The 21,984-nt window shown below is 53.4% G+C and carries 16 protein-coding genes and 2 tRNA genes; 11 read left to right on the top strand and 7 right to left on the bottom strand.

Features of this window, described 5'->3' with window-relative positions; genetic code table 11:
• Positions 1–142: 142 nt before the first annotated feature.
• A tRNA-Asp gene (locus tag C5Y83_RS16180) sits at positions 143–216 on the bottom strand.
• A gap of 480 nt (positions 217–696) precedes the next feature.
• Here C5Y83_RS16180 and C5Y83_RS16175 point away from each other — a divergent pair.
• Positions 697–1,734, top strand: a complete 1,038-nt coding sequence (locus tag C5Y83_RS16175; protein ID WP_105330743.1) for a GGDEF domain-containing protein — start codon at positions 697–699, stop codon at positions 1,732–1,734.
• A 45-nt stretch (positions 1,735–1,779) separates the two neighbouring features.
• Here the strand turns inward: C5Y83_RS16175 and C5Y83_RS16170 are convergent, their stop codons facing one another.
• Positions 1,780–2,721 carry a tetratricopeptide repeat protein gene (locus C5Y83_RS16170; RefSeq protein ID WP_105330742.1) on the bottom strand — a complete coding sequence of 314 codons (942 nt, stop codon included), beginning with the start codon at positions 2,719–2,721 and terminating at the stop codon, positions 1,780–1,782.
• A 407-nt stretch (positions 2,722–3,128) separates the two neighbouring features.
• Here C5Y83_RS16170 and C5Y83_RS16165 point away from each other — a divergent pair, with 407 nt between their 5' ends.
• Both C5Y83_RS16165 and C5Y83_RS16160 read left to right on the top strand, forming a co-directional pair.
• Positions 3,129–3,455 (top strand): DUF6793 family protein, encoded by a 327-nt coding sequence (locus tag C5Y83_RS16165; RefSeq protein ID WP_105330741.1) that lies wholly within the window; start codon positions 3,129–3,131, stop codon positions 3,453–3,455.
• Positions 3,456–3,713: 258 nt separating this feature from the next.
• On the top strand, positions 3,714–3,941 hold the full coding sequence (locus C5Y83_RS16160; protein ID WP_105330740.1) for a hypothetical protein: 228 nt from the start codon (positions 3,714–3,716) through the stop codon (positions 3,939–3,941).
• Positions 3,942–4,098: 157 nt separating this feature from the next.
• Here C5Y83_RS16160 and C5Y83_RS16155 read toward each other — a convergent pair whose 3' ends face one another.
• Both C5Y83_RS16155 and C5Y83_RS16150 read right to left on the bottom strand, forming a co-directional pair.
• Positions 4,099–5,142 (bottom strand): hypothetical protein, encoded by a 1,044-nt coding sequence (locus tag C5Y83_RS16155; RefSeq protein ID WP_105330739.1) that lies wholly within the window; start codon positions 5,140–5,142, stop codon positions 4,099–4,101.
• 401 nt (positions 5,143–5,543) lie between these two features.
• Positions 5,544–6,152 carry a superoxide dismutase gene (locus C5Y83_RS16150; protein ID WP_105330738.1) on the bottom strand — a complete coding sequence of 203 codons (609 nt, stop codon included), beginning with the start codon at positions 6,150–6,152 and terminating at the stop codon, positions 5,544–5,546.
• 348 nt (positions 6,153–6,500) lie between these two features.
• On the opposite strand from C5Y83_RS16150, the gene C5Y83_RS16145 reads away from it, so the two are divergent.
• Positions 6,501–7,433 (top strand): cupin-like domain-containing protein, encoded by a 933-nt coding sequence (locus tag C5Y83_RS16145; RefSeq protein WP_105330737.1) that lies wholly within the window; start codon positions 6,501–6,503, stop codon positions 7,431–7,433.
• Positions 7,434–7,511: 78 nt separating this feature from the next.
• Here C5Y83_RS16145 and C5Y83_RS16140 read toward each other — a convergent pair whose 3' ends face one another.
• Complete coding sequence (locus tag C5Y83_RS16140; protein WP_105330736.1) at positions 7,512–7,916, bottom strand: NINE protein; 405 nt, start codon at positions 7,914–7,916, stop codon at positions 7,512–7,514.
• A gap of 104 nt (positions 7,917–8,020) precedes the next feature.
• Between C5Y83_RS16140 and C5Y83_RS16135 the strand changes: the two genes are divergently transcribed.
• A complete protein-coding gene (locus C5Y83_RS16135; protein WP_233207245.1) occupies positions 8,021–8,776 on the top strand; it encodes a 2-phosphosulfolactate phosphatase in 756 nt (251 codons plus the stop codon).
• 214 nt (positions 8,777–8,990) lie between these two features.
• Positions 8,991–9,065, top strand: a tRNA-Pro gene (locus C5Y83_RS16130).
• Positions 9,066–9,382: 317 nt separating this feature from the next.
• Here the strand turns inward: C5Y83_RS16130 and C5Y83_RS16125 are convergent.
• The gene (locus C5Y83_RS16125; protein ID WP_158262376.1) at positions 9,383–10,957 is read right to left on the bottom strand and encodes an amidohydrolase; all 1,575 of its coding nucleotides are present in this window, start codon (positions 10,955–10,957) and stop codon (positions 9,383–9,385) included.
• 917 nt (positions 10,958–11,874) lie between these two features.
• On the opposite strand from C5Y83_RS16125, the gene C5Y83_RS16120 reads away from it, so the two are divergent.
• Positions 11,875–12,189: a hypothetical protein gene (locus C5Y83_RS16120; protein WP_105330734.1), complete on the top strand. Its 315-nt coding sequence runs from the start codon at positions 11,875–11,877 to the stop codon at positions 12,187–12,189.
• Positions 12,190–12,394: 205 nt separating this feature from the next.
• A complete protein-coding gene (locus tag C5Y83_RS16115) occupies positions 12,395–12,895 on the top strand; it encodes a hypothetical protein (protein WP_105330733.1) in 501 nt (166 codons plus the stop codon).
• A gap of 156 nt (positions 12,896–13,051) precedes the next feature.
• Here the strand turns inward: C5Y83_RS16115 and C5Y83_RS16110 are convergent, their stop codons facing one another.
• Positions 13,052–15,652 carry a S9 family peptidase gene (locus tag C5Y83_RS16110; RefSeq protein WP_105330732.1) on the bottom strand — a complete coding sequence of 867 codons (2,601 nt, stop codon included), beginning with the start codon at positions 15,650–15,652 and terminating at the stop codon, positions 13,052–13,054.
• Positions 15,653–17,905: 2,253 nt separating this feature from the next.
• Between C5Y83_RS16110 and C5Y83_RS16100 the strand changes: the two genes are divergently transcribed.
• The 3 genes from C5Y83_RS16100 (at position 17,906) to C5Y83_RS16090 (ending at position 21,921) form a co-directional block, all read left to right on the top strand.
• Positions 17,906–19,234, top strand: a complete 1,329-nt coding sequence (locus C5Y83_RS16100; protein WP_105330730.1) for a hypothetical protein — start codon at positions 17,906–17,908, stop codon at positions 19,232–19,234.
• A 407-nt stretch (positions 19,235–19,641) separates the two neighbouring features.
• A complete protein-coding gene (locus tag C5Y83_RS16095; protein ID WP_146117797.1) occupies positions 19,642–20,313 on the top strand; it encodes a hypothetical protein in 672 nt (223 codons plus the stop codon).
• Positions 20,314–20,619: 306 nt separating this feature from the next.
• A complete protein-coding gene (locus C5Y83_RS16090) occupies positions 20,620–21,921 on the top strand; it encodes a DNA ligase (protein ID WP_105330728.1) in 1,302 nt (433 codons plus the stop codon).
• The last annotated feature ends 63 nt before the right edge of the window (positions 21,922–21,984 follow it).

The raw sequence follows: 21,984 nt of genomic DNA, 5'->3' as shown, positions 1-21,984 counted from the left end.
GATGGTCAGGGAGTCTGTTGTACGAATTGAACAACCAACCCAGCTCTCCATGCCAATCCCCATGCATGCGCAAAGTGAACGGCAGCCACAGGTAAACCTGGGCTGCCATGAACTTGAATCGCTTCCGATAATGTCGGAAAAGCGAGGCCGACGGGGATCGAACCCGCAACCACCGGATCGACAGTCCGGTACTCTAACCAATTGAGCTACGGCCCCAACTCGTGTTGAGATAGACAAATATAGGCCCATCCTCTCAAAACTCAAGGCCCCCTGGCGAATATTTGACCGCATTTTTTGCAGCAAACTGCATTCCCCCTGAAAGGATAGTCGTTCTCTGCACTTTAGGCTTGCCCGGCCGTTAAAGGTTCGCGCCATTGGGGCAAACTGGTCGTGATTTGACGCATGGAAGCATTTCATGACCTACCGTTTCTATGTGGTATATCGTCTACCTCTGTTTCCACCACTGGATCGCAAGCCATGCGCAACTTAGTATTCAAATTCATCCGCGAAACGGAAGATTTCGTTGTGCACATGGGAACCCTTGAGTGGACTGTGGCTTTCATCATCGTCGTTGGATTTGGCGCATTGTGCCTCCAGGGCGTGGGAAGTCGGAATCGGATGTAACCGTCCGAACGAAGCAGGTACCGGCGAGAAGAAGCAACAAGTCCTTTTAAAAGCGTGCAGGGTAGAGCCAGGATGGAAGACTGGATATTGGGAATCCCGACACCCGTGGCGATGGCGCTGATCGCACTGATCGGCTACTTCTTGGGTAAACGAAATCAGCGACCAGCTTCAGCTGAGCAAGCATTTGCTCGCCGCGAACTGAAACGCGCCAAAGCGGTAGTAAAGCAGTTGGAAGAAATCTCGCGAGAAGTGCGTCGCAACCTGGCCACCCATCAATCGAGCATCGCCCATTTCAAAGACCGTATCGTCCTGATGTGCTCTGACGAAAATCCAACTGGCGAATCGTGGCAGGCTTTATGTGAAGAAGCCGAACGAATGCTGAGCCCAACCATGCGGCTCTCTTCGCAAATTGCCCACGCCTATGACGAAGTGCGTCAGCAAGCCAACCTGTTGATGACCTTCACCGAATCGCGTACCGATCCGCTCACCGGCCTTTCCAACCGACGTGCGTTGGATGATAGCTTGGAAAGCTTGTTCGCGATGAAGGATCGATACGAACTAACTTTCTCGCTGTGCATTCTCGATGTCGATCACTTCAAGCGGATCAACGACGAGTTTGGTCACCTGGAAGGGGATCGTGTTTTGCAGGAAGTGGCAAACCTCGTGGATAACTGCGTTCGTGAAACCGACGTGGTTACTCGCTACGGTGGTGAAGAATTCGTGGTGTTGATGCCATCGACTGACTTGGACGGGGCCAACATGTTTGCCGAACGTGTCCGAGTTGCGGCAGCTGAGAAGCTGAAGGTGACAGTCAGTGGTGGTGTGGCCCAAGCGAGTGCCGCTGACGAACCACAAACCTTGTTGGCGCGTGCCGATGCGGCTCTTTATCGAGCCAAGGCGAACGGCCGCAACTGCATCTATTGTCACACCGGCGAGCGCGTGATACCTCATCCGCTGCCCCACGTGACCGACGATTGCCAAGACAATGATGATGACGAACGCTTGCTGGAAGAAGTTCGCTCGCTAGAGCGATCGCTTGGCAGTCGGCTCGATCGCGAGGCCGCGGCGAGCAAGCCTAAGGTCGATTTACAAGAGTCGGAAGTCGTTTAAAGATCTTCACTCGTGAATTTGCTGTGGTGGGGAATCGGTAGTTCGCTACCAGATTCCCTTCTTGCGATTTAGGCCAAACTCGCTTGCTCGAATGTGGTCGGCATCAGCCGCGTCCGCTTCGTTCAACTCTTCGAGAATAGCGGCACGATGGGCGAAAAGCACAGCTAAAACGTGCTTCAGTTCTTGATCGAAAGCGATCGCCGCTTCGGGGACTTTGTCTAAGTTCGCATCTTTGACTTCGTTAGCGATCTCTTCACGAAGTAACTCGTACACCGCAATTGCTTTGTTAATGTCTTTCAAGCCACGCTGCGGCGATCCAGCGTAAAGTTCGAGATACCCGCGCGTGTCGAGGTAATTCGCGATCCGCTGATCGATGACTGCGTCGTCGTGCACGAACACTTCGAGAGCTTTGTTAATGTCTTCCAAACCTTGCTGGATTTGTTCGTCTGAAGCTTGGCCGTCTGCTGCAGCCAAAGCGATCGCGTAGGCACGCTGGTTCAAGGCCATATGCGGGTGAATCGTCCGCTTCGTTTCTGACAGATCAACCAGTTTGTCTGAAAGTGGCAACGACTGATCATGTTTTCCCATCCGCGCGAACAGGAAGCTGGCCGTATTCAAAACAGTCGGGTTGTCGCCACTGAGTTCGAGTGCACGCTTCAGGTGTTTACTAGCGACTTCCGGCTGATCGATGCGATAGAAGAATTCGGCCGCACGCAATTGCAGGTCGGAATCTTCCGGATCAAGTTTCAATGCTTGATCAGCATGCTTCTGGGCCTCGACAATATTTCCTTCGTCCAATGACTCGAGTGCGGCGGCCCATTGGAATTGAGCACGCGATGTTGAGTTAAGCAGCGTAAAACCGACGTAGACCGCGGCAATGACCAGCAGTGTCAGCAGCCACCGACCTATCGGCCAGCGACGACGTGGCGGAGGGGCGGACTCGCGCGACGGAATTGGGGAGCTCTCAGGTGGATAGGAGGAACTCATAGGGACGGTCGTACTTCAGCGGGTAGAAAAATTCGTATTGCTGCCAATTATAGGATCCCCATCATTCTACCAGAAATTTGCCGTTAGGTTGAACAACGGCAAAGAGGCAACCACTACGTCTTTCGGGCCGAAATTAGCGACCCTTTCGCTTCAGAAATTTAATTGACGGTCTGCTGGGCACATTATAAATTCGCGAAAACTACTCCATCATTTGCTCCTGGATCGTCTCGCCGTGCCCCGTTCTCACTTGCCAATTCGCTGCCAGACTCGCTGTGTACAAACGCGACGAGATCTCTGGCAAGTTCCCAGCGTGTAAGAACGGAAGCGAGGGGTAGGCCAGAAGTTAAGATGGAGGCCTTTCTTTCCCTCTCGCTATCTCTCTAGTTCTTCTCTGAAGGAGATTCTTCATGGCGCTATTCGAGGTTGAAACAAACGCTCACATTGTCATTACCTGGGCCCAAGACGAGAACGAAGCCAAAGGCCAGGTTTACGATAGCTATCCGGGTGATGAGATCATCCGTATTTCCAAGCGTCCGCGGACCTCTTGGGTAATTTCCAAAGCAGCATTGGGGCTCGCTGCCCAGGCCCTTGATCCTTGCGTGGTCGCGCGAGATTGTCTCTCGAAGGCGGAAGGGGACAAGGTCCATGCGATCCGGTTGTACATGCACGAGACAGGGAACGACTTGAATCAAGCTCGCAAAGCCATCGAGTCGAACATGGTCATGGGCTGGTAGTGCGCGATCGCTTCAATGCTGCGTTGCCGTGGTGAAGTTCGGCCTTAAGCGATGGCGTAATCCACCATGACCGCGGTGATTACGGGCAAGAATTTGGCCGCAATAATGCCGTGTTATTCAGGGTGTAAGGCATGTCAGCACGGCTTGCCGCAGCGCTGGCTTGATTGCACGCAATTTCCAAGAAATAGACTCATCGCAACCTACCGTTGAGTCGATGCAATTAGAACCGCATCCATAACTTCTTGGGAGTAGAGAGCCATGTGTGAATGTTCGCACGACGCGGCGGGAAAGTGGATTTCCGTCAGTGCTCCGGGTGGAATGGCAAGGCAGATTATCGTCGACGAATTTGACTCGGCGGAACATGCCTGGAAACGAGTTGGCACCTTCGCCGACGATACCTCCGTCGAAAAGCAACTAAGTCGCTTGAAGATGAAAGGTGTTGCATCGCGTGTGATTAGCCAATCCTTTTGTCCGACCGGCCTGTAACACTTACCGGATGAGGCCAATTCCAAAACGGCCATCTGCCCACGTTTTTGACGTGGGCATTTTTGTTGGGATCATAGCAACTTTTTCGCGGCGCATGAAAAAAGGGAACGACAAAATGTCGCTCCCTTTTCTTTGATTTCGATTGAACCTCGACCAACTATCGCGTGAAGCTGGAAGTTGGGTATTCGGAAGTGTTACCGTATCGCGAGGTCGTGCCCGAAGTACCTGAAGTAGACGAACCGCTGTAGTCGGCGGTGCCACCCGGACGGTAGGTCGAGCCGCTACCGGCAGCCGAACTTGCCGAAGCCGTTTGGTAGCTCGGGCTGGTCATCGGTTGGTAGCTGCTTGGGTTGGGAGCAGCAGTGCTCGAGTAGCTGCTCGTCGATGGGTACTGGCTTGAAGCTCCCGAATTGGTCGAAGGATACGTCGACGACTGTGGGGTCGTCGATTGTGGCATCGTCGATGGTGGGTAGCTGAAGCCGTTCGAGCTCGAGTTAGTAGTAGGATACTGCGGCGAGGTCGAAGTCGACGGATAGCTGCTTGTGCTTGGGTACTGCGAAGTACCGCTGTTGTAAGACGACGGGCTTGGAGCTTGTGGGCTCGAGTAGGCCGAACCGCTGTAAGCCGAAGTCGATCCACTAGGTGCCGAAGCACCATAGCTCGAGCCGCTTGCTTGTTGCGTATAGGAAGGAGGAACTGCCGAGTAACCTACTGGTGCTGCACCAGTCGAACCGTATGTCGACGAGGTGTTGGCGTTGGCGGTGTAGGCGGCCGCCGATGCGCCGTAGCTGCTGGGCGAACCCTGGGTTGGGTAAGCACCGTAACCAGCTGGCGAAGCCGAACCCGCCATTGCGGTCGAGCCACTTGGTGTGGACGAGTAGTAGCCGCGTTGAGCCGAAGCGCCAGCAGGGCTGGTTGCCGAAGCTTGTTGTGCGGAAGCTGGGGTCGATCCGGCCAAGTAGTTTGGCATCACTTGCGAGCGACCAGCCAACTGAGCCGAAGATGGAGTCGGCGTCGAAGTCGACGATGGCGTCGCTGCATAGCGAGGAGCTTCCGAGCCTGAAGCTTCGGACGAAGCAGGTGCTCCCATGCGGGCCATGTAATTCCAGCCAGGCATCGACTTGCACCCCGTCGCGGCAACGGAGGTAATGGAAACGGCTACGGTAAACAGTAGCGACCAATGTTTGGTGTGCATTCGCATGGCGTCCCTGCCTTCGGATGTGCACGAGATGGATGCGAGAGAATCGTTCTCTGACTTACCAACTCATTCGTGTGTGGTTCAATTCGACGGAGACATGCCCTGAGAGTCCTCTCTCAAGCCACTCATTTTGAGTATGTGGATGTCCCTACACTTCTTCAAATCGGAACTTTCGGAAAAGTCCTTCAGCCATTCTGATTCGAATTCCCAGAATACTTCGCCTAGTTTGACACGCGATTCGGGAAAGCGGGGGGATCGTAGTTTTCGCTTCCGACCGGGTCAATGCCATTCCCACAAGATTGACCCTTCTACCAAAAAAAGGGCCTGATCCTTTTCAAGATCAGGCCCTTGTTGGCTTTGCTATCATGCCATCAACCTCGTGACGGCATCGTACACTGCGGGAATTAACCCTTGGCAGCTGCGTAGCGAGAAGCAACTTCGTCCCAGTTGATGACGTTGAAGAACGCCGAGATGTAGTCAGGACGCTTGTTTTGATAGTTCAAGTAGTAAGCGTGTTCCCAGACGTCGAGACCCAGGATTGGAGTCTTACCTTCCATCAGTGGCGAGTCTTGGTTCGGCGTGCTGGAGACTTCCAATTTGCCACCCGAGACGCTCAGCCAAGCCCAGCCTGAACCAAAGCGGGTTGCGGCAGCGTTGCTGAAGTCTTCCTTGAACTTTTCAAAGCCGCCCAGTTCGGCGTCGATGGCAGCAGCCAGGTCACCACTTGGCGTTCCGCCACCGCCTGGCTTCATGATGGTCCAGAACAACGAGTGGTTCGCGTGACCACCACCATTATTACGGACGGCGCCGCGAATGTTCTCTGGAACCGAGTTGATGCCGGTAACCAGTTCTTCAATCGACTTGCTTTCCAAGTCGGTTCCTTCGATCGCCGCATTCACCTTGGTGATGTAAGCCTGGTGATGCTTAGTGTGATGGATTTCCATCGTACGGGCGTCAATGTGCGGTTCGAGCGCGTCGTATGCGTACGGTAATGCAGGAAGTTCGTAGGCCATGGCAGATCCTCATCTATCTTAAAGTGGTATCGTTGCGGGCGAACAGCTGTAAGGCGGATGGCGAGCGATCGGCTGCGCCTATCGGGGAAATCGGCTGTCCCTATGGAACAGGCCGGGGAAACCATCCGACTTGCCGACAGAATAACGCATCCCCAATGCGGTGACAATCATCCACATCGCGGAGCGATTACTCCATTGGTAACGCTTGAAGCGAATAAATCAATGTGGGGAATGATCGCAGGGGGTGGATTAGGGAAAGGGAATCGGCGACGAAACTTCCCGCCAGACTGGCACCTAGACTTTCTTTACATGCCATTTCCTTGATGTTCCCTCGAAGAGTCCGTGCCCATGTCTGCCTCGAATCTGATCGATTGCACGTTTTCAAATACCGACCTAGAGAAAAAGCCGCTCACGGTAAACCATCGTCTGGTAGAAACAGGCCTCTTTGACGACGAACATTTAATCCGCATTCTGGACACTCATCCGCGTGATTGCCTGAACGTCCATACGATGGGCGTCGACGAAACCTCGAACCAGTGGCGAGAAGGGGATGCATCAACACTCTCCGGCGAGCAGTTACTGAACGCCACGAAAGCGGGGCGATTGTGGCTGAACGTCCGCAACATGGCGGATCATCATGCTGAATTCACCAAACTGATCAACGACATCTACGACGAGATCCAAGCGAAGACGCCTGGCTTCAACGCGCTTGAGCGATCGGCTAACCTGCTAATCAGTTCGCCTCGTGCGCTGGTTTACTATCACCTTGATATCCCTTGCAACATGCTGTGGCATATGCGGGGCGTCAAACGCGTGTGGGCTTATCCTCCCTACAACGAGCGTTACGTCACCCAGCAAAAGGTCGAAGATGTGATCTGCGGGGTAAGCAACGAAGAACTCGACTATCAGCCAGAATTCGATCAAGAAGCCATGGTCGTTGATCTCCAGCCAGGGCAAATGGTTACCTGGCCGCAAAACACACCACATCGCGTGAGCAACGTGGAAGGCTTGAATGTGTCGCTCACCACCGAGCATCTCACACCGAAGGCACGCCGGCGCATCAAACTTTTCCGTGCGAATCGTTTCATGCGACACACACTCGGATATAAAAACTTATCGCAGAACACCGAAGGCCTGGACTACGGCGCCAAGGTGCTTGCCTACTCTGTTGTGCGAGCCTGGCAGAAGTTGTTCCCGAAGAAGTCGGAAGGATACTACTATCCCGTTACCTTCAAGCTCGACCCCAGCAACCCAGCCAAGATTCAAGACTTGGCCAAATAAATTACGAACCATGAAAAACGCCCGATGAAGTTTATTCACTCGGGCGTTTTTGTTTCGAATCGCTCATCGACAGCTAGGTTAAGCGACGGCTAACTCGCGATTGATTTCATCGACTTGATCGTTCAGCGTCAACACATCGTACACGAAGCCGATTCCCAGCAGTCCACCAGTTACCAACCAGATAAGGCCGCTAATCCATTTACCCATGTAAAAGCGATGGATGCCGAACACGCCCAGGAAAAAGCACAAGATCCAAGCCACGTTGTAATCGATCGGTCCGCTACGATACCGTTGATTGCATTCTTCATCCATCGAAGGAATCAGGAACAAGTCGATAATCCAGCCGACAAAGAGCAAGCCCAGCGTGAAAAACCACAGCACGCCGGTGAGTGTTTTGCCGTAATAAAAGCGATGCGCTCCAAAGACGCCGAACGCCCAAGCGATATAACCAAAGACGATTGAGTGGGTGTTGTTGCCAGTCATTCCGTCAGAAACCCTTTCAGACCATAATTTGCAGAGTGCTACGGTAACTCTAATAGTAGATTCGTAGGCAAGGGCAGGAAATTGCGACTTCCGAGGGGAATTCTTTGAAGACCAAACGAATCGATGTCTATTTACTGCCAGCACTTATGGGGCAGGCCGACCTCTCCGGGACCGTCGCTGTGGTAATCGATGTCTTGCGAGCCACCACTACCATCACCCACGCAGTCGCCAATGGAGCCGACAGTATCTTCCCGCAACTGACAATTGAAGACGCCAAGTCGCAGCATGCCAGCAAGCCTACGGCGCTTCTGGGAGGTGAAAGGGGAGGGAAGCGGATCGAAGGTTTCGATCTTGGGAATTCGCCTACCGAGTACAGTCGCGAGGTCGTTTCCGGCAAGCAGATCCTCTTCACCACCACCAACGGTACCAAAGCGATGCAGGCCTGTCGTGCGGCCGAGACGATCTATATCGCTTCCTTCGTCAATCTGACCGCGCTATGCAATGAACTGGCCGAGCACGAAACCATTCAAATTGTCTGTGCCGGGACCGAGGGAGAAATCACTCGAGAAGATGTCCTCTTAGCCGGGGCGATCGTCGATCACTTGATCGACGGAGCCAAGTCGATTGAGTGCAACGATCAAGCTCAGATCGCCACCGACGCCTGGCAAGAAGCGAAAACAGGGCTCACTGCGACTTCGCTCGCCCAGCGTTTGAAGGTCAGCCGCGGCGGTCGAAACGTCCTGCGAATCGGGCTGGAGGCCGACATCGATATTGCGGCCACACTCGACAAGTTTAGTGTCGTTCCCCGCTTGGATCCCAAGACCTGGGAGATCCGAGATTCCCGGAACATGGGCCGGTAGCGGATATTTTCGCCCCCTAACCCGGCAAAATGGCCTTCAACTTGCCTTCGGATTCGCTATCAGGCCTTGTTGGGCCGCAAGAGAGTTGGCATATTGGTACCTTCCCTCAGGGCATCGGTCGCCACCAAGCGAACCACCGCCCGGCAAAGGTGTCTGCCAAGATACCCAGCGGCGACCAGCCACCACCCGGCCTCGCCACCTAAGGGAAAACCATCGGGGTATAGCGCAGCCTGGTTAGCGCGTTTGACTGGGGGTCAAAAGGTCGCAGGTTCGAATCCTGTTACCCCGACTATTACGGGACAGTTTGAACCTTCTGTTCGAACTGTCCCGTTTTCGTTCAGTGGCAACGGGAGTTCAAACTGTTGCTGCCCTTGAGGTTCGTCTGGCGCACTAGAAGCGGGGGCAACCGATTCTCTGGTTCACAAGAGTGCCTGCTGGTGTTCATCAAGAGCGTCAGCCCGACGTGGAACTTCGCATGGCCCCGTGGCATTCAGTTGCGGTTTTCGGTGAGGTCGCGGCTGCTGCGATGTAGATCAGGCAAGCACTGATTTGCAAAACAGCTGATATGTGCGAATCAAGTGGGCCGCCTTGGGGAAACATGCCGCGTTATTTGGCGAGCGGAGTGACCGTTCGCTCTTTACCGTCCAGCCAGACACGCAGCGTTTTGGCGGTCAACAACTCTTCCGCAGGGCAATTCAGAAGATCGGTATCCCAGAGTACAAAGTCCGCCCGTTTTCCAATTTCGATAGAGCCGATGTATTGGTCTTGAAAGCCAGCTCGCGCGGCCCAGCGAGTGTAGCTCAGCAACGCCTCCTGCCGCGTCATGCACTGTTCCGGAAAAAACTGGCTGCCATCTGAAAGTTGCCGGGTGACCGATGCATACAGGCTGACGCGCGGATCGATCGATTCCACCGGAGCGTCGGTCCCGTTAGCAACGATCGCACCACTGTCGATGAGCGAACGCCAGACGTAGGCACCTTCGGAACTGCGGCGTTCACCCAATCGCTGCAGGACGAAAGGAGCGTCACTTGTGCAATGATTGGCTTGCATTGCAGGGATGACTCCCAACTTTCCAAAGCGGGGAATATCCTCGACTGCTAAGTGCTGTGCATGCTCAACTCGCCAACGATGATCCTCGCCGGCTTCGGCGCCTAACACCCGCTCGTAAATGTCCAGGACTTCGCGGTTGGCCTGATCTCCAATGGCATGCACGCACAATTGCCAGTGGTTGGCTTTGCACATTTCTGCGATGCGTTCCAGTTCATCGCTCGCAACGGTGTTGAAGCCGACGCTGCCCGGCAGATCGTCGTAAGGCTGTAGCAACCAGGCACCATGCGCTCCTAATGCTCCATCAATGGAAACTTTCACGCTCCTCACTGTCAGGAAGCCATTTCCCGCCTGCTCGATACGCGCAGCGGCTAAACGGCCTTCCAATTCCCGACTACTGGCACGGATCATCACCAGCATGCGCACCTGCAATTGACCGGCGTCGGCAAACTGTCGCAGCTTTTCCGCGAGCTCAAAGCTGCAGCCAGCGTCATGGACAGATGTGATTCCGTGTCTCAAGCAGGCTTCACCCGCCAGACGAATCTGCTCGGACAAACGAGCTTGGCGATCGGCATTCGGCACTTGCCTGTCCGCCTTGGCCTTTGCTCGGTAAATGTGCGATTGGGCATTTTCAAGGAAGATCCCAATGGCGTCTCCTTCGGCGTCACGCACAATTTGTCCCCCCGGCGGATCGGGAGTATCGCGATCAATGCCCGCCAATTTCATCGCGGCAGCGTTTGCGAAGCAAGCATGGCCACTCGCGTGGGTAAGAATGACTGGGTGCGTCTCCGTGACTCTGCTCATCGACGTGTGCATGGGATATCCATCGACATTCTCGGTTGGCTCAACCGACCATTTGCTCTGGTGCCAGCCTCGCCCTTCGATCCAATCACCGGCGGGTGTTTGTTTGGCTGCCGACTCGACCTGCCGCACGATCGCCTCCCAAGAACGGGCTTGACTGAGATTCAGCATTTGCAGCGACTCGCCTAAGCCCACAAAATGCAGATGGCTATCGATCAGTCCCGGCGTAATCGTTTGGCCAGCGGCATCGACGACGGTAGTCTTCGTCCCCATCCTTCGACGCACATCGGCATTACTGCCCACGGCTACGAAGTGGCCATTTCGAATCGCCACAGCCTCGACCCTTCGAAGCTGATCGTCGCAGGTCACGACATTAGCATTAAGAACAACTAAATCGGCCGATGACTGCGCGTAGCCATAGCACGTGAATTTTAGGAGCAACAGACCGAATGCAACCCAGCCCAGCATCGACGACAGGGGATGACTATTGGACCGCATTGGGCGGGGCACTTGCAATGAATGGGACTCCATGGTCCATCGATCCTTCTAGTAACTGAAATTGCAAAGTTGATCTAGGAACTTTACCACGAACAGGTCGGTGGCTTTTTGGGGCACATTCACGATTTTCGATGCAAAGCAGGATGGCTACGGTTGATGGGACCGGAGAGTCCACTGCGTTGAAAGGTGTCGCCAATGCGCAGGCGTTCAAGAATCGCATTGGCAGCTAATTCTCCAGACTTCAACGCCACCGGGCCTGGGCTGGATTACGATACGCCAGCCTTAGGCAAACAACGGAACTCCTTTAATGCTATCAGCTTATCGAACGCCAACTGCAATCGCAATCCGCACCTTGCATCGGTATTGACCACCACCTGGTACCGTGTAAGCCGATCCAGATTACCTCGACGAGGCCTCGTGCCGAGGCGCCAATCCTTCAAGCAATCACAGTTCGAGATCACCCTATCACACAGCGCCGGCTAAATACCGTTTGGACAGGCCGCTTATGAACAACCCAGGTCAACTTTGCAAACCTCACCGCCTGCGGCCGCTCCGGCCTATCTTGGAAATCTTTACCATTGCTATATGGGGAAAGCCCCACACCCGTACGCCAGACGAGAGGCCCATTGGGCCAGGAATCTTGGACCAGTGGATAGGTATGTGCTATCAAATGAGTTACACGAAATGTCTCTTTTTTAGCTCGGCTTGAACAGAGAAGCTGTGCCTAACAATTAGTTTGCCGAACGAGATTCATGACCGACGACCCGCAACAGATTTGGACGGACTATTACGCTCGACTACGACGAGGTATCGCAGAGGCCCAAATCTTACATTCTCAGATGAACGCTAACGGGGTCACAGATGACACCATACTTGCGCTTGATTTCATGCACTTCGGCAATGTTGAAGCGGACGTGCGTCGTCTCGCCAAGCAGCTTTCGGAAAACTACGCGATGACGGTCGGTCGAAGGACAGATACCGCATATTGGGACGCCGTTGGAATCACACGTCCGGATGGGATCGACGGCATAAACGCGGAACGGTGGGTGGATTGGGTTCATGTGTGATGTAGCGAACTCGTATGGGTGCGTGTTTTCAAGCTGGACGTTATCTGATCCCGTGCGTCAACTCTCATGGACGAACGAGACAATCGATGTCGACCCCGAATGAGGGGCGAACAGTTTGCTCCACGTGAGTCGCTGAGTTGAGACAAAAAGACTGGTGGGTCGTTCCTGGCACCCAATTGATCATTTAGGCTATTCGAGCTTTGCTATGGCACCATCGAATTCCCAATTGAGACTTGATCAGCTGATCGCACTACCACTGTCCAGCATTGGTTGCGCGGGCGATCTCCTTTGGATGCAGTTTGGGCCTTTGCGTGAAGACACGAGCCTACGCAACGTCAGAAGGATGATTGGCGACGTTGCACTGCATGTGAATGTCCCCTGGCGATTCTGTAAGAATTCAAAAATCATAATTGGTAATCGCGACATATATTTTTACGAGGACGGGGAGCCATTTGATTTTGATCGTGGCGGCGCGTCTCGCTTTCATCTGTTTGCCGATCTTTTCAATGCCGAACTCGACCTGCAGCCATTGTCGGTAACTTCCATCTCGTCTGATGATACCGGCGGTCTGTCGATTCAACTTACCGATGGCTACACGTTTGATGCATTCCCAAACGTTTCATATGATTCGCCGGGGTTCGAGTTCTGGCGCATGCTTCAACCGGCCACGGACCTTCCACACTTGATTCGCGAAACAGGTGGATAACAAAGCGAGCACTCGGAGTCCTCAATTTGCTATCGGGACCGGTTGCCTATTCGCACGCACATTGAAATCGCAACTGGAAGGATGAAAGGCTTGTCGAATCGCAATCATCAACTACCAGGCAGAATATGCTGGAACGCTTACATTCTCAGTTTTGCACTAAGAAGACTTACCCTCACCGATCGTACGAAGAAGGAACTCCTCGTATTTTCGCATGCGTCCCAGGCGTTTGACGTCGCCGTCGAGGTGGTGGTTTCCGGTGGGGTCGAGGAACAACTCGACGTTGGTTTCCTTGCCCGCCTTGAGTAGTGCCCGGTAGACCGCCATGGTGTCTTGGAAGAGGACGTTGGTGTCTTCCATACCATGAACCAGCAAGAGCTTGCCCTTCAGGTCCTTCGCCAAAGGGATCAACGAGTATTTCTCTTGATCTGGTTTGCCCTTGCGTGAGGGTCCCACCGTGCCGGTGGTGTACCAAGAGTTGTAGTTCTCCCACTGGGTCGGTCCGGCACCGGCCATGCCGACTTGGAACACGTCAGGCTCGGTGTACAAGCACATCTGCGTCTGGAAACCACCGAAGCTCCAACCATGAATCGCCACCCGTTGATCGTCGATGTTGAAGTTCTCGGTCATGAACTTAACGCCGTCGACCAAGTCCTCGACTTGTGGCTTGCCCACCTGTTCGTAGTTCGATTTCTCGAACAGGCCGCCATAGCCCGATTGCCCGCGTGGATCGACGACGATCGTGATATAGCCGTGTTTCTGGGCCATGTACATTTGAAAGAAATAGCCGTCCGAGCTGTAGCTGCCATCGTTGACGCTGTGACGACTGCCGAGTGGACCACCATACACGTAGATCAACAGCGGGTGTTTGTCTCGTTTCTTCCACCCCTGAGGTTTGAACATCATGCCGGCAATCGTATGCCCGTGCCGGTTTTCGTACTCAAAGAACTCTGGCTCGACCTCAACCAAGGTCTGGGTCTCTTCGGGATGCGAATCCGTGATCGTGGTAACTTTTTTCTTTTCATTCTGGGCCACCAACTCGGTCAACTCGCCGTAAGTGACATAGTTGCCGACCATCCGTTTCCCATCATTGCTGACGGCCACATCAGAGAAAGTGCCGTCCTCTTTGTTCAAGCGGGTCAGTTCGCCATCTTCCAAATTCAAGACGTAAACCATCCGTTGGGCAGCCGATTCTTTGGTGGCGAGGACGAACAGCTGGGAGTGATCGTCTGAAAAACGAATCGGATAAACTTCGAAGTGCCCGTTGGTCAACTGGCGAACGCTTTCGTACAGCGGGTCGAGCAGATGCACGTGACGAAAGCCGCTTTGTTCACTAATGAAGACGATCGAATTCTTGTCCCCGGCAAAGTCAGGCGATACCATCGAAGGCGTGTTGGGGCCGCCGTAATGTTTGAATTGATAGACCGTCTTCGCATCGATTTTCAAAAGTTCGGGAGCGGCGGTTGAACCACCTCGGGGGCCACGACGACCAGGGGTGCGATCCTCTTTGTCCTTCTCCTTTGCCTCGGACATCTCCTTCGCGAATTCTTTTTGACGTTCGCGTTTTGCGTTCTTTGTCGCTTCGGCTAGTTCATCGCCGGATGGCCAGCTCGCGAGTCGGATCTGGACTTCGGAGTTCTCTTGATCGAAGAAACAAAACGTCACTTGTTCGTTGTCCAGCGACCAGCGAGGGGAACTAATAATGTCTCGAGGTTCGTCGATGGTCTCCTCAAATATTTGGATCAAATCGGCATGCTCGGTTTCCGCCACGTCGAACTCGTAAAGGTAAACCTTGATCGTTTGTGGTTTGACTTCGTCATCGGAAACGGTCCGCGACACGCTATCCGATTTGGCGAATCGGTCTCGATAGCGAATGATTTCGACGGTTCGCCCGCCAGATGAATCTCGGGTACGGCTGACCAGGACCATCCGCTTGCCATCGGGGCTGATCGCATATTGGCTCAGGTTTTCGCCTGCGGGCAAGTTAGGACTAAGTTGTTCGACCAGATGTTGGCCGAAGGTAAAGCGGAGGACGGCATCATCACGTCGCACGGTATAGCCAGAACCGTTCGGCAAAAAGGCGACCTGCGACTCGCGTTCGTCGGTTTTGGTTAGCCGAACAGGTTCTGGTTTGTCGAGATCGTCAATCAAGTAAACATCTCCCTCGGAAATCATCAGAATGCGATTTTCCGTGGGGTGCCATTGAAAGGATGAAATGCCAGAGTAGACCGGGGCGTATTCGTCGTCGGCATCCTTGTCCGAAACGTTCAAATAGATTTCTCGTTCAGCCTCCAATTCCTCTTCGGTCTTTTCCGCTTTATCGTCCTTGGCGTCGTCTTGTTCTTCTTGCTCGGATTCGGAGTTCTCCTTCTCGTCCGATGGCTTATCGTCTTTGTCCGAGCCTGGCTTGTTTTTCTTCAATCGGTCTTCGATGACGATGCGGGCTGATCTCTGGAATTTGGACATCACCCCAATGTCGGTGATTCGCTCGGACTTTTTGGTTTTGAAGTCGTAAATCCAAAGATCACTTCCATGCCGACGTTCGTTATAAGGGCGATAGAGGTATGCCGCGTAACGTCCGTCGGCAGAGAATTCCGTACCTCGTGCTGAGGGGCCGAAGATGCTTTTTTCTGGAAACAGATCTTCGAGTTTCAGCTCGTCAGCGGTGGCGTCCTGCTTGGGTTTCTTTGCGTGAGTCACCGCAGGAATCAAAGCTGCGATGACGATAACGATGGCCAAGGTAACTAAGAATCGTGGCATGTTGTTTCGTCGCTGGCTGAATTAACTAATCGAGGCGGAACGAATGAAAGATCATCTGCAGGACGGACAGTCGACAAACGAAAAGCGGTTAAGCTTGTTCTTTGCCAAGGTCCGATACGAGGGCGACATCATTGCCGCGCAAAGGAAGCAACGCCCGTTTATCCCGCAGAAATCACGGTCGACTCAGTATAGTTGGTGAAAGAATAATTTGTGCGCTGTTTTGTACAATAACTCAGGAAATGATAACGCAGCCAGAGGCTTGTTCGGAATCCTGATCTTCCACAAGAAGTGAATAATCTTCCTCGAAAATTCTTTCGTCCCCTCAGGTGCAAGGAGACATAGGCAAACTGAGAGGAGTGACTTAGATGTGGTCAAGAATTTGCCAGGTAGATGGCTAAAAGAAAGCAATTGGCAACCGCGTATACAGGCTCGTATGCGGGACTGAAATGGTCCAATTTTCTGGGCCACGGTAATGGGGGTTCGGAGCGGGGAGAAGGAATCGCCGTGGGCTGTTTCCGGTCACGTAGCGTTTGAAAAAGTGGTGGATTGCAAGACAACGACCAACGTTGGGGTCATTCCGGACGCCTCAACTCGATGGTCGTGGGCCGTCGCAGGGTATGGGAACCATGATGTGGGAAAAATTGACGACCTTATCTGTGTCGATTAAAGTTATCCAAAATGATGCACGGCAACATGTGAGCCACAAAGCATGAAACAAGATCCCGTTTCTGAAGAGCTTTCGCCCAACGCTCAGGATCTATATATATTCTTCGGTGGCATATCTTCTGGGATCGCCATGCCACCTTTCGAATTCTACAAGGCGTCGCAAATCATCGACGAGAATAAGATCTTCGTTCGAGATTTGAGACAGCGATGGTATCAAGCGGGCTTACCAGGCGTAAGCAATTCGATTCGGGGAACGGCAGAATTCTTGCGACAACGAATTCAATGCATTAGTCCGAGGAAGACTTACTTTGTCGGGAACTCAATGGGAGGTTTCGCTGCGATCCTGTTCTCGAGTCTCCTTAACGAGGGGATGGCCATTGCCTTCGCGCCCCAGACTTTTATAAGTCGAGTTCTGCGTAGAAAATATGGCGACAAACGCTGGTCTCGCTAAATCGCTCGCACTCATCTTTCCACGATCTTTAAAAAAACTTATTTCGATTTGAAAACGACTATTGGCGAATCTACGGAAGAACCCAAGACCCAGATCTTCGTGTCATCTGCCGATAAGCTTGATATGGTTCATGCCGAATACCTAAGCGATCTGCCTTCCGTGAAAGTGTTCCAATTGCAATCTGGTGGACATCAAGTAGTAAAGCTTCTTAGAGACGAGGGTAGGTTACCGAAAATCCTTCGCGGAGAATTTGAAAAGGTCGCTTAGTCGTGTTTCTTGATGCCGTTACAACTAGGTTGATTTGTCCCGGGGCTCTGATCAAGTGATGTGATTGGACGCTACTAGAAAAGTTGTCGTCTGCCTCTTCGTATGGAAAATGTTTTCTACTCTTATGTCCTGTCTCTAGGAATGAAGCGATTCTCGAAACACGCCCTACTTCTAGTCACTTCGTGCTTTATTGCTCTTGCCATCGATAATTGGAATGTGACACGAAAAGCGAAACTGTTTTCCAATTCCGTTTCACAAATCGGTGGGCGTAATGGTTCGAGTCCCGTGTGGCCACTTGGCACCGAGTAGCGCATCACGCTGACGGCGATCGATCCCCACTCCAGCACAGTCAGACCAACTCAAGTTCGAATGGCTAAACGCTTTTCTCGTTTGGCATGTAAGGACTTGCAACTCAATCCCCTGTCGGGGGAAAGGTGCCAGCAACGGGTCGAAAACGCTTCTCTCGCACCCCGGTCTTCTTTAACGCCCAAACATTAAATAAGCTATAGAGTTCCAATCCAGCCGACGGACCTAGGGTCGCCAGTTGGATCGTGACTATCACCTGCCAGCGTGGCGTGATTCGAGTTCTCGATAGCGACACAAAATATACCCCAACGGTTCTTCGAGTTGCTTGCCGCAGGCCGGGAATTCCGCTCGATCGGTCTCCTACCTCGCGTGCGTGCAAGGCAAATTCGAGTTCCTATCCTTTCCACAACTGTTTTCCGTACACTTTTCGCTTTGCTATGCCCCCGGACGGCTCCGTCCTGCGCCTGACTTGATGCGTGGTAGCAAAACGAAGACATCATTCGTCGCTTCAAGATGTATTGAAGCCGACACGCTTCCATTAAGCTCATTGAGGAGCCCTGTTCATGTCTACTTCCCCAGCGATTCTCGCCGAGAAACTACACGAATACCCCCAGCAAGATGTGATCGACGGGAGCGGCGACGGTATCGCTGCGGTTCTCGAAAACTGTCTCAACAAGAGCGGCGGCGTGCTGCAACTACTGCACCGCTATGCTGGTCGGACCTTTTGTTCCCCTGGGAAACGCCTGCGTCTCGAAGAAAAATCGTACTACCCCGACTACATGGGCGGCACCGGGCTCGATGAAATCTGGATGTGCTGCACCGTACCGATCGTGACCGGCGTCATCGATACCCGCACCAACAAGGCACCATTTCGCGAAGGGGAAGCCCATGTTCTTACGCCGGAAGGGCAAGTTATCGCGCTGCAAGATTTGATCACTGCCAATCCCGAGGCCGTCATGGGGGAAAAGGTGACCGCCTTCTCGAAAGAGATGTTCGGTAAGCCAACCTGGCCGATCGTGTCGAAGAAGTTCGACAATCTGAATCCGATTCCGGATCACCTGCACTGGGCCAAGTGGGAAGTGTATGACATCAATTCCTACGACAACCCCGGAGTCTGCCCTTCGCACTATCACACCACGGCAATGGGGCTTTATCCTTTCGTGACCAAGGATCAGTTCCTTGCTTGCATGAAGCAATACGGCAAGGGCGAGTACAACGGCATCCGCCACTTGGCGCCGCATACCATGATGAAACTGGATGACGGCTTTGTGATGCCCAACGGTGTGCTTCATTCGCCAACCGATCTTTGCACGCACGAACTGCACGTCACGATGGACGAACACTTCCTGGCCGAAGACGTCACGCTCGACGGGCGGATCAGCGCCGAGGCGGCCTTTTACGCTTGCCGTGAGGAAGACTATCCGAAGTCGAAGCACGAGGATTGGGACTACCTGGTGGAACAGTTCGACTTTTCCGCGAACCAAGACCCGGACTTCGTGATGAAAAATTCGCGTCCGGCAATCACCTCCGAGGAATTCTGTGCCGATGGCGTCGATGCCAAGTGGATCGTTTACGGCGAACTGCTCGGCGAGCAAAAGTGCTCGATTCTCCGGCTTATCTTACAGCCAGGTGCGAAGACAAACTTCCGCCCTGAGTGTCCTACCATGTTCCACACCAACGGCGGCAGTGGTCGTGTTGGAAAGCTGGAAGTGAAATATCACCAAGATATGGTCCTGGGCGAGCTCTATCCTGAAATCGGTTTCATCACACAGACGGCGCTTAACAGCGGCGGTGTGGAAATCGAGAACACAGGAACAGAACCACTCGTGCTGACGTTTGACTTCCCGCAAAACGCGCACAGCAAGACGCCTGGCCTGGCCGCAGCGAAGTAGTTATTGAACGACTAACGGCTTCTTCGAGTGCTCAGCGGATTCTTAAGAAGCCCAATCGACGTTTTGTCACTAAGATTTAAATGAAACAGCTCATCGCATTGAATTGCGGTGAGCTGTTTTCGTTATAGAGCCAAGCATAAGGTGTTACCTGGGAACGCGTTTCTCAACACGTCGCCTCATCGCAGCCTAAGTCACTGCCATGCCGCAGGAAGCGGTTATAGCGATTCCCCGCATAAATCGCTTCCAGTCAGCTTCTCTTTCTGGTTTGCCTTATCGGATATCCTGTCGCAGAGTTGGAAGCGACCGTTTTGGTTGCGATTCGAGATATTTCGCGTCATGATGCGTTGTCGCTCACAGATTGCGACAACGGAAATCAGCTTCCACAAGACCTCAGAGGTAGTCGATCCATGCTTCCGTCCAACTACAGCATTCGTCACGTTGCCCCTGAGGATTTTGAAGCGATCATTGAGATCTGCGAGTTGGTCTATCCGACCGAGACGCCCTATACACTGGAAGAGTTGGAAGATCATCATCAGGTCTATCCGCAAGGGCAGTTCGTGGCGATCGAAAACACCCGCAACGAAGTTGCCGGCGTCCACTTCACGTTGCGTTTGCAGATGATCGATTTTCATATTGATGACTCATGGGATGTTCTCACCTCCGGCGGATCATTCCTCGACCACAATGCTGAAGGGCATACGCTGTATGGCGCCGACATCATGGTGCATCCGACGCATCAGCATCATGGGCTTGCCCACGCGTTGACCGATCAGGCTCGCTACCTCGTACAGGACGAATCTCTGTGGCGAATGGTCGGAGCCAGCCGCTTGCCAGGCTATTCCAAGCAGAGCTCGGAGATGAGTGCCGAAGCTTATGTGGATGCCGTCGTGTCGGGAACTCAGTTCGATCCCGTTCTCAGCATTCATATCAAGGACGGCTGGAACGTCGTCAAACCAATCCACGGATACTTACAACACGACGACGAAAGCGCTGGCTGGGCCGCCGTCATCCAGTGGGTTAATCCCCATTGTCCTCCACCACCGCAATTTGATCTAAGTAAGTTGACGCCTGTTTCGTAAGAACGCGTCATCCCACAGCTAACTCACTGGTTGCCATGTTGTTGGCAGCCATCTTGTTGCGAGTGAAGAACTAGGTTCGGTCGGCGAACTTCACTCAGCTTGGCAGCATAGCCACGCTTCCTCCAGCAAAAGCTTGACTCCCCCAATCTAGAGGGGTAGCCTTTGGGCTTGTGGATCGGGTGGCGAAATCTGCGATTGCTCGCCCGTTCTCACCACAATCAGCCACCAAGGATACTTGCATCGTTCCCGCAACGGCCGCAATATGCGCCCAACTGGGAGCATGCTTCGAGCTAGGAGAAAGCTGCTGTGCCTGACCTGAAAGATGGCGAAACAACGGAAATGAAGGGCTCCGGGGCCAAGCCTTACGTGTTGAAGAACGTCGGTGGGGTCTATTCCTGCAGTTGTCCCGCTTGGCGAAATCAATCAACCGCGATCGAACGCCGTACCTGTAAGCATTTGCGAAAGCTGCGTGGTGAGGCCGCCGAAAAAGAGCGGTTAGGTGGCGAGCTCCCAGCAAAGCCAGTTAAGCCGGCTGCGGAAGCGAAAGGACCTCCTTTGCTTTTAGCGCAGTCCTGGGACAACGCGATGGACTTGTCTGGCTGGTGGATGAGCGAAAAGCTCGACGGTGTACGTGCTTACTGGGATGGCAAACAGTTTCTTTCTCGCCAAGGGAACATTTACCACGCCCCCGATTGGTTCGTCGAAGGGCTGCCAGCAACCCCACTCGATGGCGAACTCTGGATCGATCGAAAAAAATTCCAGCAAACGGTGAGCGTGGTTCGCCGGCAAGATAAAAGCGAGCATTGGAAAAGTGTGCGTCTGCTGGTCTTTGATGCCCCCCAGTGCGAAGGTAGCTTCGAGAGTCGTTTACAATTCCTGGCCGATACCTTAGGAGCTGATCAGCATCCATACGCGTCGTTGCACGAACATCAATGCTGCCGCGATGTCGCGCATCTTCAGGAGGAACTGGCCCGCATCGAGCATCTTGGCGGCGAAGGGCTGATGCTCCGTGAGCCAGGCTCGAAGTACGAAGTGGGACGCTCGACCAGTTTGTTGAAAGTGAAAAGCTTCCACGATACCGAAGCGATTGTACTCGATCACCGGCCCGGCAAAGGTAAGTTCAAAGGAATGATGGGGGCACTCATCGTCCAACTCGCGGATGGAACGGAGTTCTCCGTCGGCACAGGCTTCTCCGATGCCGAGCGAGTAACGCCACCCCCGCCGGGTAGCGTCATCACGTTCCGTTACCAGGAACTCTCCGATGGCGGCGTCCCACGCTTCCCGTCGTTCGTACGCGTGAGCACGTTGGCCGTCGTCGAGGCTGCAAATGCCTCGGAACCTGTGTCTGCTACAGCTAAAGCGGTGAAGTCAAAAAAGAAAGAAGCCGACACATCCGTCCCGCGATACTTCGAGTTCTCTGACGGTAAGTCGAACAAGTTCTGGGAGATCGCGATTGACGATACGGAAGTCACGGTCCGCTATGGCCGAATTGGGGCCAACGGAACGACCAAGGTGAAGGGATTCGCCAACACGGACGCCGCACAGAAACAGTATGCAAAGCTGATTTCGGAGAAAGAAGGTAAGGGTTATACCGAGACCAATGCCTGAAACGATCCGCATCGACATTGGTTGCACTTCTGCAGGACAAACCTTTGTCCGCGTCGTGCACCT

The organism is Blastopirellula marina (genome assembly GCF_002967765.1).
Classification (GTDB): domain Bacteria; phylum Planctomycetota; class Planctomycetia; order Pirellulales; family Pirellulaceae; genus Bremerella; species Bremerella marina_A.
This window is presented reverse-complemented; position numbering and strand designations above follow the sequence as displayed.

Bases quoted from the DNA above. Each gene is read 5' to 3' on its own strand.
- C5Y83_RS16120 (WP_105330734.1), top strand. From the start codon at position 11,875: ATGACCGACGACCCGCAACAGATTTGGACGGACTATTACGCTCGACTA.
- C5Y83_RS16160 (WP_105330740.1), top strand. From the start codon at position 3,714: ATGTGTGAATGTTCGCACGACGCGGCGGGAAAGTGGATTTCCGTCAGT.
- C5Y83_RS16165 (WP_105330741.1), top strand. From the start codon at position 3,129: ATGGCGCTATTCGAGGTTGAAACAAACGCTCACATTGTCATTACCTGG.
- C5Y83_RS16155 (WP_105330739.1), bottom strand. From the start codon at position 5,142: ATGCGAATGCACACCAAACATTGGTCGCTACTGTTTACCGTAGCCGTT.
- C5Y83_RS16100 (WP_105330730.1), top strand. From the start codon at position 17,906: ATGTCTACTTCCCCAGCGATTCTCGCCGAGAAACTACACGAATACCCC.
- C5Y83_RS16140 (WP_105330736.1), bottom strand. From the start codon at position 7,916: ATGACTGGCAACAACACCCACTCAATCGTCTTTGGTTATATCGCTTGG.
- C5Y83_RS16115 (WP_105330733.1), top strand. From the start codon at position 12,395: ATGGCACCATCGAATTCCCAATTGAGACTTGATCAGCTGATCGCACTA.
- C5Y83_RS16145 (WP_105330737.1), top strand. From the start codon at position 6,501: ATGTCTGCCTCGAATCTGATCGATTGCACGTTTTCAAATACCGACCTA.
- C5Y83_RS16095 (WP_146117797.1), top strand. From the start codon at position 19,642: ATGCTTCCGTCCAACTACAGCATTCGTCACGTTGCCCCTGAGGATTTT.
- C5Y83_RS16175 (WP_105330743.1), top strand. From the start codon at position 697: ATGGAAGACTGGATATTGGGAATCCCGACACCCGTGGCGATGGCGCTG.
- C5Y83_RS16150 (WP_105330738.1), bottom strand. From the start codon at position 6,152: ATGGCCTACGAACTTCCTGCATTACCGTACGCATACGACGCGCTCGAA.
- C5Y83_RS16110 (WP_105330732.1), bottom strand. From the start codon at position 15,652: ATGCCACGATTCTTAGTTACCTTGGCCATCGTTATCGTCATCGCAGCT.
- C5Y83_RS16170 (WP_105330742.1), bottom strand. From the start codon at position 2,721: ATGAGTTCCTCCTATCCACCTGAGAGCTCCCCAATTCCGTCGCGCGAG.